Source organism: Candidatus Hecatella orcuttiae, assembly GCF_002009985.1.
GTDB classification, from domain to species: domain Archaea; phylum Thermoproteota; class Bathyarchaeia; order Hecatellales; family Hecatellaceae; genus Hecatella; species Hecatella orcuttiae.
Genome location: NZ_MTLX02000005.1, coordinates 243,635 through 255,900 on the forward strand (window position 1 = coordinate 243,635; position 12,266 = coordinate 255,900).

31 protein-coding genes are annotated in these 12,266 nt (G+C 58.2%); 27 read left to right on the top strand and 4 right to left on the bottom strand.

The window, feature by feature from the left end:
- Window positions 1-3 precede the first annotated feature (3 nt).
- Window positions 4-279, bottom strand: coding sequence for a hypothetical protein (locus BWM17_RS04175; protein WP_309492673.1), 276 nt, complete (start codon window positions 277-279; stop codon window positions 4-6).
- Window positions 280-425: 146 nt separating this feature from the next.
- Here BWM17_RS04175 and BWM17_RS04180 point away from each other — a divergent pair, with 146 nt between their 5' ends.
- The 14 genes from BWM17_RS04180 (at window position 426) to BWM17_RS04245 (ending at window position 4,710) form a co-directional block, all read left to right on the top strand.
- Window positions 426-767, top strand: a complete 342-nt coding sequence (locus BWM17_RS04180; RefSeq protein ID WP_309492674.1) for a hypothetical protein — start codon at window positions 426-428, stop codon at window positions 765-767.
- Window positions 768-813: 46 nt separating this feature from the next.
- Window positions 814-948, top strand: coding sequence for a hypothetical protein (locus BWM17_RS04185; protein ID WP_309492675.1), 135 nt, complete (start codon window positions 814-816; stop codon window positions 946-948).
- A 26-nt stretch (window positions 949-974) separates the two neighbouring features.
- A complete protein-coding gene (locus tag BWM17_RS04190; protein ID WP_309492676.1) occupies window positions 975-1,100 on the top strand; it encodes a hypothetical protein in 126 nt (41 codons plus the stop codon).
- Between the two features lie 21 nt (window positions 1,101-1,121).
- Complete coding sequence (locus BWM17_RS04195; RefSeq protein WP_309492677.1) at window positions 1,122-1,850, top strand: hypothetical protein; 729 nt, start codon at window positions 1,122-1,124, stop codon at window positions 1,848-1,850.
- Window positions 1,851-1,874: 24 nt separating this feature from the next.
- Window positions 1,875-2,066, top strand: coding sequence for a hypothetical protein (locus BWM17_RS04200; RefSeq protein ID WP_309492678.1), 192 nt, complete (start codon window positions 1,875-1,877; stop codon window positions 2,064-2,066).
- 36 nt (window positions 2,067-2,102) lie between these two features.
- Window positions 2,103-2,225, top strand: a complete 123-nt coding sequence (locus tag BWM17_RS04205; RefSeq protein ID WP_309492679.1) for a hypothetical protein — start codon at window positions 2,103-2,105, stop codon at window positions 2,223-2,225.
- 30 nt (window positions 2,226-2,255) lie between these two features.
- Complete coding sequence (locus BWM17_RS04210) at window positions 2,256-2,423, top strand: hypothetical protein (RefSeq protein WP_309492680.1); 168 nt, start codon at window positions 2,256-2,258, stop codon at window positions 2,421-2,423.
- Between the two features lie 30 nt (window positions 2,424-2,453).
- Window positions 2,454-2,984, top strand: coding sequence for a hypothetical protein (locus BWM17_RS04215; protein ID WP_309492682.1), 531 nt, complete (start codon window positions 2,454-2,456; stop codon window positions 2,982-2,984).
- A gap of 55 nt (window positions 2,985-3,039) precedes the next feature.
- Window positions 3,040-3,231 carry a hypothetical protein gene (locus tag BWM17_RS04220; protein ID WP_309492683.1) on the top strand — a complete coding sequence of 64 codons (192 nt, stop codon included), beginning with the start codon at window positions 3,040-3,042 and terminating at the stop codon, window positions 3,229-3,231.
- Between the two features lie 153 nt (window positions 3,232-3,384).
- Window positions 3,385-3,699, top strand: coding sequence for a hypothetical protein (locus BWM17_RS04225; RefSeq protein ID WP_309492684.1), 315 nt, complete (start codon window positions 3,385-3,387; stop codon window positions 3,697-3,699).
- Complete coding sequence (locus BWM17_RS04230; RefSeq protein WP_309492685.1) at window positions 3,681-3,899, top strand: hypothetical protein; 219 nt, start codon at window positions 3,681-3,683, stop codon at window positions 3,897-3,899. Before BWM17_RS04225 ends, BWM17_RS04230 begins: the two co-directional genes overlap by 19 nt.
- A gap of 27 nt (window positions 3,900-3,926) precedes the next feature.
- Complete coding sequence (locus tag BWM17_RS04235; RefSeq protein ID WP_309492686.1) at window positions 3,927-4,163, top strand: hypothetical protein; 237 nt, start codon at window positions 3,927-3,929, stop codon at window positions 4,161-4,163.
- Window positions 4,111-4,365: a hypothetical protein gene (locus BWM17_RS04240; protein ID WP_309492687.1), complete on the top strand. Its 255-nt coding sequence runs from the start codon at window positions 4,111-4,113 to the stop codon at window positions 4,363-4,365. The genes BWM17_RS04235 and BWM17_RS04240 overlap by 53 nt, the downstream gene beginning before the upstream one ends.
- 111 nt (window positions 4,366-4,476) lie before the next feature.
- The gene (locus BWM17_RS04245) at window positions 4,477-4,710 is read left to right on the top strand and encodes a hypothetical protein (protein WP_309492688.1); all 234 of its coding nucleotides are present in this window, start codon (window positions 4,477-4,479) and stop codon (window positions 4,708-4,710) included.
- 151 nt (window positions 4,711-4,861) lie between these two features.
- On the opposite strand, the gene BWM17_RS04250 is transcribed toward BWM17_RS04245, so the two are convergent.
- Window positions 4,862-5,107 carry a hypothetical protein gene (locus BWM17_RS04250; protein ID WP_309492689.1) on the bottom strand — a complete coding sequence of 82 codons (246 nt, stop codon included), beginning with the start codon at window positions 5,105-5,107 and terminating at the stop codon, window positions 4,862-4,864.
- 113 nt (window positions 5,108-5,220) lie between these two features.
- Here BWM17_RS04250 and BWM17_RS04255 point away from each other — a divergent pair, with 113 nt between their 5' ends.
- The 12 genes from BWM17_RS04255 (at window position 5,221) to BWM17_RS04310 (ending at window position 10,578) form a co-directional block, all read left to right on the top strand.
- The gene (locus BWM17_RS04255) at window positions 5,221-5,778 is read left to right on the top strand and encodes a hypothetical protein (RefSeq protein WP_309492690.1); all 558 of its coding nucleotides are present in this window, start codon (window positions 5,221-5,223) and stop codon (window positions 5,776-5,778) included.
- Window positions 5,775-5,897, top strand: coding sequence for a hypothetical protein (locus BWM17_RS04260; RefSeq protein WP_309492691.1), 123 nt, complete (start codon window positions 5,775-5,777; stop codon window positions 5,895-5,897). The genes BWM17_RS04255 and BWM17_RS04260 overlap by 4 nt, the downstream gene beginning before the upstream one ends.
- A gap of 150 nt (window positions 5,898-6,047) precedes the next feature.
- The gene (locus tag BWM17_RS04265; RefSeq protein WP_309492692.1) at window positions 6,048-6,266 is read left to right on the top strand and encodes a hypothetical protein; all 219 of its coding nucleotides are present in this window, start codon (window positions 6,048-6,050) and stop codon (window positions 6,264-6,266) included.
- Between the two features lie 295 nt (window positions 6,267-6,561).
- Window positions 6,562-7,185, top strand: coding sequence for a hypothetical protein (locus tag BWM17_RS04270; RefSeq protein ID WP_309492693.1), 624 nt, complete (start codon window positions 6,562-6,564; stop codon window positions 7,183-7,185).
- 68 nt (window positions 7,186-7,253) lie between these two features.
- A complete protein-coding gene (locus tag BWM17_RS04275; RefSeq protein ID WP_309492694.1) occupies window positions 7,254-7,685 on the top strand; it encodes a hypothetical protein in 432 nt (143 codons plus the stop codon).
- 29 nt (window positions 7,686-7,714) lie between these two features.
- Entirely contained in the window at window positions 7,715-7,942 is a 228-nt protein-coding gene (locus BWM17_RS04280; protein ID WP_309492695.1) for a hypothetical protein, read from the top strand.
- Window positions 7,943-8,386: 444 nt separating this feature from the next.
- Window positions 8,387-8,623: a hypothetical protein gene (locus BWM17_RS04285; protein ID WP_309492696.1), complete on the top strand. Its 237-nt coding sequence runs from the start codon at window positions 8,387-8,389 to the stop codon at window positions 8,621-8,623.
- Window positions 8,620-8,823: a hypothetical protein gene (locus BWM17_RS04290; protein WP_309492697.1), complete on the top strand. Its 204-nt coding sequence runs from the start codon at window positions 8,620-8,622 to the stop codon at window positions 8,821-8,823. The genes BWM17_RS04285 and BWM17_RS04290 overlap by 4 nt, the downstream gene beginning before the upstream one ends.
- 24 nt (window positions 8,824-8,847) lie before the next feature.
- On the top strand, window positions 8,848-9,129 hold the full coding sequence (locus BWM17_RS04295; RefSeq protein ID WP_309492699.1) for a hypothetical protein: 282 nt from the start codon (window positions 8,848-8,850) through the stop codon (window positions 9,127-9,129).
- Window positions 9,130-9,187: 58 nt separating this feature from the next.
- Entirely contained in the window at window positions 9,188-9,367 is a 180-nt protein-coding gene (locus BWM17_RS04300; RefSeq protein ID WP_309492700.1) for a hypothetical protein, read from the top strand.
- A 30-nt stretch (window positions 9,368-9,397) separates the two neighbouring features.
- On the top strand, window positions 9,398-9,580 hold the full coding sequence (locus tag BWM17_RS04305) for a hypothetical protein (RefSeq protein ID WP_309492701.1): 183 nt from the start codon (window positions 9,398-9,400) through the stop codon (window positions 9,578-9,580).
- Window positions 9,581-9,678: 98 nt separating this feature from the next.
- A complete protein-coding gene (locus tag BWM17_RS04310; RefSeq protein ID WP_309492702.1) occupies window positions 9,679-10,578 on the top strand; it encodes a DNA-methyltransferase in 900 nt (299 codons plus the stop codon).
- Here BWM17_RS04310 and BWM17_RS04315 read toward each other — a convergent pair.
- The gene (locus tag BWM17_RS04315) at window positions 10,561-11,139 is read right to left on the bottom strand and encodes a hypothetical protein (protein ID WP_309492703.1); all 579 of its coding nucleotides are present in this window, start codon (window positions 11,137-11,139) and stop codon (window positions 10,561-10,563) included. The genes BWM17_RS04310 and BWM17_RS04315 overlap by 18 nt on opposite strands.
- Before the next feature lie 171 nt (window positions 11,140-11,310).
- Between BWM17_RS04315 and BWM17_RS04320 the strand changes: the two genes are divergently transcribed.
- On the top strand, window positions 11,311-11,745 hold the full coding sequence (locus BWM17_RS04320; RefSeq protein ID WP_309492705.1) for a hypothetical protein: 435 nt from the start codon (window positions 11,311-11,313) through the stop codon (window positions 11,743-11,745).
- On the opposite strand, the gene BWM17_RS04325 is transcribed toward BWM17_RS04320, so the two are convergent.
- Entirely contained in the window at window positions 11,708-12,247 is a 540-nt protein-coding gene (locus BWM17_RS04325) for a hypothetical protein (protein WP_309492706.1), read from the bottom strand. The two genes, BWM17_RS04320 and BWM17_RS04325, sit on opposite strands and share 38 nt — an antisense overlap.
- Window positions 12,248-12,266 lie beyond the last annotated feature (19 nt).

Below are 12,266 nucleotides of genomic sequence, written 5' to 3' on the forward strand. Positions count from 1 at the left end.
GGGTTAGAACCCTAGAGCCGCAGGCGGTGAGGACCGCCAAGCTCCGAGCCTGCGGTCGCGGGGGCTGCCCCGAAGGGCCCCTGCGGGTAACTCGAGCATGTCAATCCCCAACATGCTTAGCCCCGCGTCTGAGGCGGTGTCTCGTAGGCCCCAAGGGGGGCTAGCGAGGTCTGTCCCCGGGCAGGCTTGGGCGACCAAGCCAATAGCCCAGCCTCCCAGGCGACTGGGAGGCGTGTCCACGGCGGGGCGAGGGTTTGCATGGCCAAACCCCAACGTCACCCTGACTACCCGGATGCACAGGCCCTTGTCGGGGTGAAGGCCTTGCAGGTTGTTCGAGTAGTGGAGGAGCTGCAGCCCGACAGCTTCACGCCAGACTTCACCTGGTGCCGGGTGGAGGTGCAGCTTCCAGACGGCTCCAGGGCGGTTTGGACGTTGCTGCTGTCGCCGGCCGAGCTCCGAAAATACGGACGTTAGTCCAAACCCCTCCTTTTTTGGCTCAATTCTCGGGGACAGCCATGGAAGCCTTCACGGTGCCCAAATTCGACCTGCACATCCACGGAGGCCTGGTCCTCCGGCTCCGCGGCGGAGTGACCTTCCAGCGGCAGGGCGGCGGGTCGGCCGTCCTCATCCGCAACCACGCCTACACGGCCAGGCTCATCCGCCTGGGCGACTGCCCTTATCCGCTGCTGGTGGACGAAGACGGCGTGGTGGGCGTCGTCCCCAGGCTGCCGGCTAAGATAAGGCGGTGGCTGGGGGCGTTCCACTAGGCCGACCCCGTGGGCCTCCCTTTTTCTGCCTCGGGGGGACCACCGCATGGAGCGCTGTCCCAGGTGCGGCTACGCCTTCAACCCCAGGCCCAACTGGATGCTGACCGTCTGCCCGAAGTGCGGCGAAACCCTGGTGAGGGTTAAAGCCGGAGAAGACCGACTGGTGAAGGCTTTCGACTGAGCCCTTTTTTCGGGGAAGGGGTTAGCGTGGTTTCATGGGTTGAGGTGGACGACCTAGCCCAGGATGTGGCTGAGAAGGCCGGGGACGACCTGGCTTCGAGGGTGAAGGAGCTGGCGGTGCGGCTGGCCGAAGAGGGCCTGACTGCCGAGTAGGCCCCTTTTCGGGGATTTTCGATGGCTAAGGCTAAGGGTAAAGTCGTCGAGCAGGTGCTCGTTCAGGCCGCCAAGCCCGGTCAAAGACGGCAGGTGGCCGAGGAGCTGAAGAAGGCGGAGGCGGAGGGCCGGCGGTTCCACGGCTTCAAAGCCGACCTCAGGTACACCAGCCCCGAGTTCACCGTCACAACGCCCATCCGCTACGAGAAGCTCACCGCCAAGGACGTGGAGGCCCGCATGAAGATCGTGCACCGCCACGTCAGCGGCGTCGAAGTCTCCCTCCGGCCGACACCCTACCACTGGGCGTACATGGACGCGGAGGGCCGGGAGTACCCGGAGGCCGAGGTCCGCCACTACCAGCTGCTCCCCGACGGCCGGGAGGTGGAGGTGCAACCGTTCCCCAGGACCAAGGTCTTGGAGGTCAAGAAGCTGCTGCCAGCCACCAGCCTCAGCGAGTTCCTCGTCGAAGGCCTCTACGAGGTCTGGTCCGACGCCCCAGGGCAGCTGCTGGAGTTCGCCGAATACCTCCAACGCAAGGACGCCATGGCCGTGAGCAAGCTGAGCTTCGGCCGGGGCTTCAAGGAAAGCTACGCCCTCATCTACCCCATCTTCCAGGACGGCCGCTTCATCCTGGTGATGGCCCTGACCCAGAAGCGCGTCGAATACCGCCACTGGATGCCGGTGGAGGCTCAGGAGGCGAAGCCGAGGGAGGCTGTGCCCGTGGCCCAGTCGGTCTTGGAGGAAATCTAAGCCTCCAACCTTTCGGGGACAGGGTTGTCCTTATGTGTGGGCGTGAAGAGGAATCCGACGCTTGCAGTGGCCGGTGAGGGCGTGGAAAAGATGAGCAGAGACGAGCTGCTGGAGCTGGCGGGCGAATACCTGGAAACGGTCTGCTTTCTCCCGGCGAGGGTTATCAGGCGTGGGAAGCGGGCTGTCATCGTCTTGGAGCCTGAAAGCTACCCGTAGCCGCCCTTTTTCGGGGGGGCCTCATGGGATTCTGCTGTGAGCACCTCAAAGCCCAATCAGCCATGCTACCGGCTGATGTTCCTCTACTGGCTGTGCGAAGCCTGCTACAAGGCTCTCAAGGAAGGAAGCTTGGACGTGAAAATATACAGGCTGTCCTGAGCTCCCAGGGGCTTTTCGGGGAGTCTGGACGTGGCTGGGAAACGGAAGCTTAAGGAGTATGTAGTGGACCTCGAAAGCTTCACCGTGGAAGCCCGAGACCACGATGAAGCCGTGGAGGCAACGCAGCGAAAACTCAAGCAGATGATGGCGGAGGGAAAGGTTGGCATCGACGCCGTGGTGGAGCTGAGCGACGGATGAGGCGGACACGCCTATTTTTCGGGGAACGAATTGGAAAAGCTCTTCACCGACCTAGCCTTCGCGCTATCCCCCACCATCATCACCCACCAAGGCGGTTGGGGAGACACCGTTCCAGAGTGGCTGGTCGCAGAGATAAAGCTACAGAGGCTCGCCGAGAACCTGAGGAGGCTGAAGGGTGAAGCCGTCGAGGAGGCCGGCGACGCCGAGGCTCTGGCCTACCTGTACACGGCCTTCCTGAGCGTGCCGCCCTCCGAGAAGTGGACGAGAATCTACTCCTACCTCCTCGGTAAGGTTGCCCGCGGCAGGCTCCGGGTTCCCTCAGAAATCGAGGTCAAGGAGCTCTCAGATTACGAGCAGGAGAAGCTCCGGGAGCTGAAGCGGTGGATTTACAGGAAGCGGGCTGAAAGGGAAAGGCAGCGGCGCGGAGAGGAAGGCCTCGGAGTGCTTCAGCCCCCAAACCGGGCTTCAGCCAGCCTCAGAGCCCGCAGGGCGTGGGTTAAAATCTACCGGAGGCGAGGCCAAGAGGATAAGGCCAAGGCTTTGGAGGAAGCCTTAGCCTAAATTTCGGGCAGCGGGCGGAAACCCCGTTTATCCCCGTTCTCGGGGGCAGACCGACATGGTTTTCCGCGTCGGCGTCAAGAGGAAGCCTACGCTTCTGGTGGCAGGCGAAGGCGTCGACAAGATGGGCAGCGCCGCCCTCATGGAGCTGGCCAGCGAGTACCTGGAAACAGTCCGCTTTGAGCCTGCCAGGGTCATAAAGCGCAGAGGCTGCGCCGTCATCGTCCTCGAGCCGGAAAGCTACCCTTAACCGAGGGGGTCTTTTTTCGGGGGAAGAGGGGGCCAGCCTTTGGGAAAATGCGTCGACTGCGGCAGAGAAACCGTGAGCCAGCCTGCCCGTCGTGCAGCACAACAGTCAACCTGGAAGAGGAGGAATAGTCGCCCTTATTTTCGGGGAGCAACCGTGGGCAGGAAGCGTTACGACTTTTTCAGGACGAGGTTCGTCGTCCAGCCCAAGAATTCGATTTTGTACGGGTCCGCCTCGAAGGTTAAAGCTCACCTCCTTGCACTCAACAGCATCTACGGTATCGGCGTCTCCGTCAAGGAGGTTCCAGGCGGAAACCTTGAAATCGTTACGAGGACTGGTCTGCCGGAGACGGCTAAAATGGACAGAAACTTCGTCCGCTACGTTCTGCAACACCATGCATATATTGTGGAGGAGGTCTTCGAAGGGCGGAGGTTTCGAGGCAGGAGGGAAATATGGGAGCCCGCGGAGTAGGCGAGAGCTCCCGTTTTTCGGGGAAGACCATGCCTCTGGTAGCCGTGTTTGTGAAGGAGAAGACGACGCCTGGAACTGTCCGCTACCGGGAGGAGGCCGGCGAAAACCCGACGACTCTGCGAACGGTGTACATCGAAAAATGGGCCGTGCAGAAATACGGCCTCGGAGACCGGATAAAGGTAACCGTGGAGCCGGCGTAGCCCCCCGGTGCTCTTTCGGGGTTCGACGTGAGGAGGGCTAGAACCGTCAGGGGGCTCCTCCGACAGCTGAGCCGCTGCCCGGAGTGCAGGGGAAGCCCTGCTGTGTTCTTCGGCAACGGCCTCTCCATGTGCCAAGCCCACTGGGAAGCCTACGCGGAGGCCTTCGACTACGAGGACGGAAAATTCAAGCCCAGCGTTTTCGGGGGCGAGGATGGCGGAAAAGCGGCTGCTCAGGTCCTTCATAGCCGACCTCGAGCGGGTTAAAGACCTGCTCGAAGCCTACAACCTGGGCGAAGCCCGGCTGGCGGACGCCTGGGACTTCATCAGCCTCAGGCTTGACCAGTACAGGCTCCTGCTCAACCCACCCAAGAAACACACCGCATACCGCCGCAAAATCTGCGGCGGAACCTTCACCACGGCGGACGGAAGGGAAGGATGCACATGGCCACGCACGGCTACTCCTTGAAGGGGGCTGTGAAAAAGGGATACGCGGAGAAACTGAAGGAGCAAGTTTCCGCCCGGCCTTTCGGGGTTGATTGGCCGTACCCTAGTGCCCCGGACTACCGAGGTGGTTTAGATGTCTATGGGACCTCCTAAATGTCCTGAATGCGGTGAACCCCTTAACGGAGTCTACTTTGATACCAGCGAATACTACGTCTTCGACCCGTCTGCCGGAACCTACCTTTCAGACGAAAAATCTGGCGAAGGCTACACAAAATGTCCCAAATGCGACGCAGACCTTTTCGACCTATTCCCCAACGGCCCCATAAACTTCAAACCCAAACCCAGCACAAAGGGAGCGACCCGATGATAACTCTAGGCTGTGCGACACTCTGGTGCACCATTCCTCTGGAGGTCATCCTTTCGGGGACAGCCGTGAGCATGGAAGTGGCTGAGCTTAAACCCAAACTGAAGGCTCTGCGAAGTCTCAGGGAAGTCCCGTTTACAGGCGACACGTGGCTTCAGGTGAAAGCCGACGGAGAGCTGGCCTTGGTGAAGTTTGAGGGCGGAGAGGCCGAGGCGGTGAACCGCTGGGGCACCGTCCACAGGGGGCTGCCCTGCCTCCGAGAGTTCGCCGAGGCCCTCAAGGCCAAGAGGCTTCGAAGCTTGGAGGCCTTGGCCGAGCTGTACGCGGAGGGCCTCCGCCTGCCGGAGTTCAGAAAGACCCTGACCCGGAAGCCCGAGGCGGTGAAGCTAGGCTTCTTCACCCTCCTGGCGGTCAACGGCGCCGGGGTCAAGAACGACTGGCCCTGGCAGATGGGGGAGGCTGGAGTCTTGGCTTGCAGCCAGCCGCCTGGCGGGGCCTCTGCCCTACCGGCGGGTGGTCGGCCTGCAGGAGGCGGAAGCCTTCTGGAAGGAGTGGGTGGAGGGCCGCGGCTACGAGGGCGTCGTAGCCCGGACGCCCCGGGGAGGCTTCAAAGTCAAGCCGGAGCTCACCGTGGACGCCGCGGTGGTGGGCGTCAAAAAGACCGAGCGGCTGAGGGTGGGAAGCGTGGTGACAAGCCTCCGCCTGGCCTTGATGAGCCCGGAGGGCGACCTGGTCCATGTGGGCGATGTCTCCAGCGGCATCGACCCGGAGACCGGGCGGAGGCTCCACGCCTTGGTCAAGCACTTCGCGGTGGGCGAAGACCGGGAAGCCTACCACGTCAGGCCGGTGCTCGTAGCCGAGGTGAGGTGCTTCGACGTATACCCCGGCCTGCGGCAGGTCTGGCGCTGGGACGGCCGCCGGTACGCAGCCCGGCAGCCCAGAAGCTTCTTCAGCCTCAAGTCTCCGGTGTTGGTCAGGTTCAGGGAGGACAAGCAGCTGAGGCCTGAAGACCTAGCCTTGGAGCAGATTCCCGAAGCAGGCCCTTTCTCTTTCGGGGAGGGGGAACCGTGAAGCTCTGCCCTCGCTGCTCCAACGCCATCCTGGACATGCGGCAGGAGCTAGACCCCATGGGGCGGCCTGTCCAGTTTTGGCACTGCTCCCGCTGCAACCACCGGTGGACGGAGACGTAAGCTTCCAGTTTCGGGGAAACCGGGTCCCCTGTAAGTCCACGCCTACCCCGCTTCAACCAGCGACTAAGGTAGGCTGAAAAGTGGCGTGGGGTTTAGGGCGGTTTCAGCCCACCGGCCCCAAAGGCTGGCTCCATTTTTTTCGGGGATTTTATGCCCATCTTAGGCTCGGCTGACTGCTACGAGTGCGAGGGGGAGAAAACCGTCCGGCTGGTCGTCGACGGCCGAGGAGTCTGGAGCCGGTGCTTCCGGTGCGGCTTCACCGAGTGGGAGTGGGCCCTGGGCGACAACCCCGCCTACCTGGACTGCCTGGCGGAAAAATACCGCGTCGACAAAGAAGCCATCGTAGACGCCCTCGAAGAGGCGGGGTGACCCTGAAACAGTCAGCTATTTTGAGGTCGTCAACCCTAAGCTGGCGTCCTATAAAATCTTCTTCCCCGCGGACATATCCTGCTGGACTTGGAGAGGCGGCGAGCCCTTCCCCGACTTCATCCACCGGGTTGTCGTCGTCGCCTCCAGAGGCTGCCATCAGTGGACTTTGGATGAACTGGAAAAGCTCAGCATGGAAGCTCCTGAAAGGGAGCGGCGACGGCGGGCTGCCAGACGGGCGGCCTTGAGGCGAAGGCTGAGGCCGACCTGACCCCGGTTTTTCCTTTCGGGGACCACCATGGAAGGCCGAAGTTTAACCCCAAGCCAGCAAGCCTACCTGAAGAAGCTGGGTGTCTCCGACCCCGGCCGGTTGACCGCCGGGCAGAAGGCCTACCTCACCATCCTGGGCCGTAGGGAAGGCGTCGAGCCTCCCAAGCCCGTCAAAGCCTCAGCGTACCAGCCTCTGGGCCCCGAGGAGCTGGCGGCCAGGGGTGTGGGAAGCCTCAGGTTCGACCGGGCCGCCGACCTGACCTGGGAGCGCTACGGCATCGTGGAGGTGCCCATAGCCTACGGAGGCCAGCCCTCCGGCTACAAGGCCGTCATCCGCAAAGGCCAGCTGGTTCAGATAGCCGGCCGGGGCTACCGCCTCCTGCCCAACGAGGAGGTTGTCCAGCTGGCGGACGAGACCGCTGAAGCCCTGGGGGCCAAGCCCTTCACCGAGTTCCGAGGCCGCTGGTTCGCCCCCATGGGCAACCACGTCATCTACAACCGGGCTGAGACGCAGGTTCACGCCCTCTACGCCTTCGACGAGCCGGTGAAGGTGGAGGGCGTCGACACGGTGCACCTGGGCTTCGCCGTGCACAACAGCATAGACGGCAGCTGCGGCTTCGGTGTTGGCGCCTTCACGTTCCGACAGTCTTAACAGTCGCCCGGAAGTGGGTGGAAGTCTTAAAAAGGGCGGCTGTAAGACCGGAAAACGCCTGCGCCAACATGGTGCTGATGGGCCTCCGCGGCTACTCCATGCCCTTCGACGAGCGGCGGGTGCTGGCCTGGGTCTACCAGCGCCACACCTCCAGGCTCAGGGTGGACAGGCCCAGCCTCCAGGACACCATCCTCAGGGTGGTGGACCGGGGGCGGGAGGTCCTGGAAGCCTACCGGCGGATGGCCCTCGAACGGCTCAGCGAACCCGTAGCCCGCCGGATAGCCGAGTCGGAGCTGCCCCTCCGGGTGCTGCCCGACTTCATCGAAGTCGAAACCCTCGAAGACGGCCGCAGGGCGCTGAAGGGGTTCAGCCCCCAGGCAACCCTCTGGGACGCCTACAATTCCGTCAGCGCCGCCATCTGGCACAACGCCAAGTCGGACATCTCCACCAAGCTCGACCAGTTCAACGTCCTCCACGCAGCCCTGCCCCTGGCACGGTGAACCGTGCCGCCTGTTTCGGGGGAACCTGCGTGAGAAACCCGGCCTCGGTTGAGCCTACGCTTGACCACGTGCCCAATCCCTTCCAAATCCTCAACGCCTGGACCTATCTGCGAGCCGTGCAAAACGCCCATCGACGCTTCCTCCTACGCCTCCTCAGCAGCCGGAGGCTCAGAAGCAGGGAGCTGGAGAGAGCGGTTCTGTGGGACGTCTACGAAGCCCTTAAAACCGAAATCGTGTTCGCCCTCCCTAAGCCTTAGCCTCGCCGTTTCGGGGAGCGCCCATGGTCACAGCCCGAACGGAGCTCTGCGACCTTCAAAAAATCTTCTGGGACATCTACAACGTAACCAGGAAAGGAAGAGGACTGAAACCTCTGCCTTACCCCAAAAAGAGGACCTGACCTGCCCTGTGCGCTGAACCCTTTTTTTCGGGGGGACGGATGCGTCCCCAGGAGGCTCGGTGATGGCTCAGACGGATTTTCCCCAGGAACTCATCGAACCCATCAAGGCTTTAGCCAACCGAACACGCCGGAAGCCCGTAACTTCGGTATCGACGCCCCTGGAACGCCCCACGACTCTCATTATGCGCTGTCAAACTTTGGGCGCAGATTACTGAAAAGCCTCATCCAGATGCTGGAGCCTGAAACGGCGTCCGCGACGAGCTGAAGCTCCTTTAGCCCTCGGCGTTTTTCGGGGAGAATCAAAATGCAGGTTCAGGTTAAGACGCCTCCCGGCGTCGAGCTGAAAGACCGTCGGTCTTGCACCCGCTGCGCCCACCTCAACATCTGCGCCGTCTTCAGGGCCGTCGCCCCGCTGCTGGAAAGCTTCAAGGGCAAGGACGGACAGGGCAAGCCGCCCTTCGACGCCAGGAGGCTGGCGGAGGTCTGCGATGAGTATCTCCCCGGCTACCGGGTGATGGAGGAGCCGAAGATCGAGCCGTGAAGGCGGCCCTTTCGGGGATGACCGTGGCCGACACCATCACCGTCTACCATCCGAAGACAGGGAGGAGGCTGAGGCTGGAAAGAACGGGCTCAGACCGGAAGCTGGGCATCTGCTACTACGCTGACAGGAAGCAGGGCGTCTACGTCGAAGACCGGTCTTCCTTTGACCAGGAAAACGAAATCGAAATCATCTTTCACTAGCCCCGCAATTTCCGGGGAACCGTCTTGAAATGTGCGGCTAAAAGCCTCGTCGAAGACAGGGGTCTGAGGCTGTGCCCGCACGGGCACTCCCTCGAAACCGTGGACAGGCCCTCCCGGCGGCTGTGCGGAGGCTGCGAGTTTCTGAAGCCCTCCAGGTTCGCCGTGGTCACCGAGGTTGGAGGGCGGAGGCTGACGGCGGCCTACTACGACAGCTTGGAGGAAGCGGAGAGGGCGGCTGCGGCCCTGACCGAGGGCAGCATGAGCAACCCTCGGGCTGGATGCGTCTACAGAGTGGAGGAAGCTTAGGGAAGGCGGCCGCCTGACCTTTCGGGGTTAGGAAAGTTCCACACCGTCGGGGGTAGTCTTGAGCTTCAAAAAATATGAAGCCCAGTTCACCGCTTTAGCTAAACTCTTCAGGTCCTACGCCGACAGAAGGCACGTCGAGAGGCTGAAAACTTCCATTCGGAAGAAAATAGCGTGTTCTCCGAAAGAGTACGAACAGTTTGTGAGGAAAGCGAGTGAAAGTATCACAGAAACATCATAAACTATATATCTAAGGATATTATATTATACTTTGAGAGGCTCAAGGGTATTGAAAAGAGTCTTAGTCTGCTTACCTGAGGGTGTTTGGGAAGTCATAGAAAAGGAGTTTAAAGGTAAGCTTGGAGGAAAAAGTTCTGAAATTTTAAGAAACATAATAATGGCTTACCTTTCAGAAAAAGGTATTCTCGAGAAGGTTAGGGAGGTCAAAGCTTGAGCAAGAGAAGAAACTCCCTTAGAGAGCTAGATTAAGAGAAATTGAATAATGGGGAAAATAGTATGTGGAAAGTTTATCTTGCGGATTGTTTTGAATGGATGAAGAAATGTGAACCTAACGAGTTTATAGCCATAGTTACTGATCCACCCTACAGTCTAGAAGAGTTTAAACGTGAAAACTTAGAGAAAATGAAACGTGGGAGCGGAGGGGTATGGCGTATACCACCTAAAATAGGGGGGGTTGAGAGGAATCCATTACCTCGCTTTACAGTTTTCTCGGCAGAACATCATAAAATTATGTTTAACTTCTTTCACAATTGGGCTAAACTGGCTTATAGGGTGCTTGTACCTGGCGGGCATCTTGTAATAGCCTCAACACCAATTTTTCTTCCTACGGTTGCACATGCCATCATAGAAGGGGGGTTTGAGCCTAGAGGCGTAATAGTCAGACTTGTTCAAACGTTAAGGGGAGGATTTAGACCCAAAAATGCAGAAGAAGAATTTAAGGAATTGTCTACGATACCTAGAGCACATTGGGAGCCTTGGGCGATATTCCGAAAACCTATCGAGAAAGGGTCAACAGTGGCGGAGAACTTGAAAAAATGGAAGTCCGGGGCCTTAAAAAGAGAACCCGACGGAAGACCGTTCCCTGACGTTATACCGAGTGAAAGAACCCCCAAAGAGGAGGAGGCTATAGCACCCCACCCTACACTTAAACCCCAAAGTTTTATGCGTAGAATAATACGAGCAGTAGTGCCACTTAATGAAGGAAAAGTGCTTGATCCATTTTGTGGAGCTGGTTCAACCATAGCGGCTATCGAAGCCCTAGGTTTTGACGGTATTGGCATAGAGGTTAACCCTGAATATTATGAAATGGCCCTTAAAGCTATTCCTCAATTAGCGAGGGTAAATGTTGACCCATGGCTCTTTGAAAGGAGAATAAATAAAGGGAGTAAAATGTTAGTGTTAACAGAATTTCTGTTAAAAGAAGGATGCTAAGTTACTTTTCCCAAGATTACGTTCAAAGACTTTTTTCATCTTTTTATCCCAAGATTTTTTCTCAACAGAAGCCGTTATCGTCCTCTTGCTTTCATCGCTTCTTCCACGCCATATGAAGTCGTCTTCAGATAATTCTCCAAGCCAAACTACTCTAAAACTTGGTAGTCCTCTATCATCTGTGTCATATTCAGCTACAAGAAACCAACCGCTTGTAACGTTATGTCCTACAGTACTCCAAGGGCTTCTCATCGTAGCTTTAACTTCGATTCCTACGCCAGTAGTCGGATTCTTCAGGTCTGGAAAAGCCGTATTTGGAAGTTTTTTAAACCCGCTTAACCTATCTAGCAACCTTGTCATAAAATCGCTAACTAAGCCACTATATTGATTATGTCTAATTAATTGAGCAAGAGGTGGAATGTCATGAGTTGCTGAGCCATCATTTATTGCCTTAAATATTTTCTTAACTTCTAACAGTGTTTTCTCTAAATGTTCTATTGTAAGTCCTTTAGGCATAGGTACATCATAGAAAATGCCATCAAGCATTTCTGACCTCTTATTCATTTATCATCTCCTTTAATTAATAACGGTAGCAAAATATTTAAGTCATCATGACAAAGTTCACAGAACCGCCTTAAAGAATCTATAACTTCCTTTCGGGGATCGAGGAAAGTGCTGGAATGGGTGAAAGCTTAAACAGAGCGACCCAACCCTTTTTTCGGGGGATGAAACAGGTTGGTGCATTTTCTGGAGAGAGATGAAAGCGAGGAGGTCCACAGCTACGACCTGCCGTTGGGCTACCAGTCCTTCAAAGACGCCAAGAGCCTGTATGTGAGGGAGAAGATCAAAAAAGCCGAGTGGAAGGACCGCTGGTACATCGTCGACCTGCTGTGGCTTGAGGCCTGCGTCCTAGACCCCCCGCGCTCGTGGGCCTATGGCATGAAGTGCGACCACCTCATCCAGAGGTACTTCGACGACTGGCTGGCCATCCTCCAGGAGCTGAGACCCAAAGACTGGCGGAAGTTCGTGGAAGAAGAGAAAAAGTGGAACCCCCACCTCTTCGAGTCTGAGGAAGAGCGCAGGCGGAAGCTGGAACGGCAGCGCGAAGAAGAGCGGCGGGAGACTGAGAGAATCAAGCGGAGCTGGATAGAGCTCGGCGGTAGGGAATAAGCTCCCTGGGCACCGGACCCTCCCCCTCAGGAGGAGATATACTGGTTTCGCTCACCGGCTCCGTCCAGAAAGCCGGCACCTTTTCTCCCACCGCCGCCTCGTTGTATTCCCTCAGAGCCTTCTCCAGCTCCTTGCCTACGCCGTCGTTCGGATAGTCGTAGAAGACCACCGTTATTACCGTGTTCCCTTCGACGTCGCGCCTCCACTTCCCTACGCTGTCCCACTGTGTGTAGGCCTTCAGGAACTCAAAGAGCTTCTCCTTATGCTTGGGAACCACTACGGTAAGCCTTTCGGGCTTCGTTTTAAACTCGTCCTTTACGAAGAGGAAGCTGAAGATTTTTTTCCTAGCCTCCAAAGCCTTCGGGGAAAGCCTGTCGAAGGAAGGTGGGGCCGCAGCCTTCTTCAACAGCCCGTGCTTTACCAGAAACTTTCCCCCAGCCTTCCGCCGGGGCGCAAGCTCTCTGAAACTTTTTCTGAGCCGCTCGGAGAAGGTTCTGCCCACGGCTGCTCACCTGAAAAAT

Excerpts from the sequence above, each read along its gene's own strand:
- BWM17_RS04220 (WP_309492683.1), top strand. The coding sequence starts at position 3,040 with ATGGTTTTCCGCGTCGGCGTCAAGAGGAAGCCTACGCTTCTGGTGGCA.
- BWM17_RS04245 (WP_309492688.1), top strand. The coding sequence starts at position 4,477 with ATGTCTATGGGACCTCCTAAATGTCCTGAATGCGGTGAACCCCTTAAC.
- BWM17_RS04195 (WP_309492677.1), top strand. The coding sequence starts at position 1,122 with ATGGCTAAGGCTAAGGGTAAAGTCGTCGAGCAGGTGCTCGTTCAGGCC.
- BWM17_RS04270 (WP_309492693.1), top strand. The coding sequence starts at position 6,562 with ATGGAAGGCCGAAGTTTAACCCCAAGCCAGCAAGCCTACCTGAAGAAG.
- BWM17_RS04265 (WP_309492692.1), top strand. The coding sequence starts at position 6,048 with ATGCCCATCTTAGGCTCGGCTGACTGCTACGAGTGCGAGGGGGAGAAA.
- BWM17_RS04310 (WP_309492702.1), top strand. The coding sequence starts at position 9,679 with ATGAAGAAATGTGAACCTAACGAGTTTATAGCCATAGTTACTGATCCA.
- BWM17_RS04285 (WP_309492696.1), top strand. The coding sequence starts at position 8,387 with ATGCAGGTTCAGGTTAAGACGCCTCCCGGCGTCGAGCTGAAAGACCGT.
- BWM17_RS04240 (WP_309492687.1), top strand. The coding sequence starts at position 4,111 with ATGGCGGAAAAGCGGCTGCTCAGGTCCTTCATAGCCGACCTCGAGCGG.
- BWM17_RS04230 (WP_309492685.1), top strand. The coding sequence starts at position 3,681 with ATGGGAGCCCGCGGAGTAGGCGAGAGCTCCCGTTTTTCGGGGAAGACC.
- BWM17_RS04275 (WP_309492694.1), top strand. The coding sequence starts at position 7,254 with ATGGTGCTGATGGGCCTCCGCGGCTACTCCATGCCCTTCGACGAGCGG.
- BWM17_RS04315 (WP_309492703.1), bottom strand. The coding sequence starts at position 11,139 with ATGAATAAGAGGTCAGAAATGCTTGATGGCATTTTCTATGATGTACCT.
- BWM17_RS04185 (WP_309492675.1), top strand. The coding sequence starts at position 814 with ATGGAGCGCTGTCCCAGGTGCGGCTACGCCTTCAACCCCAGGCCCAAC.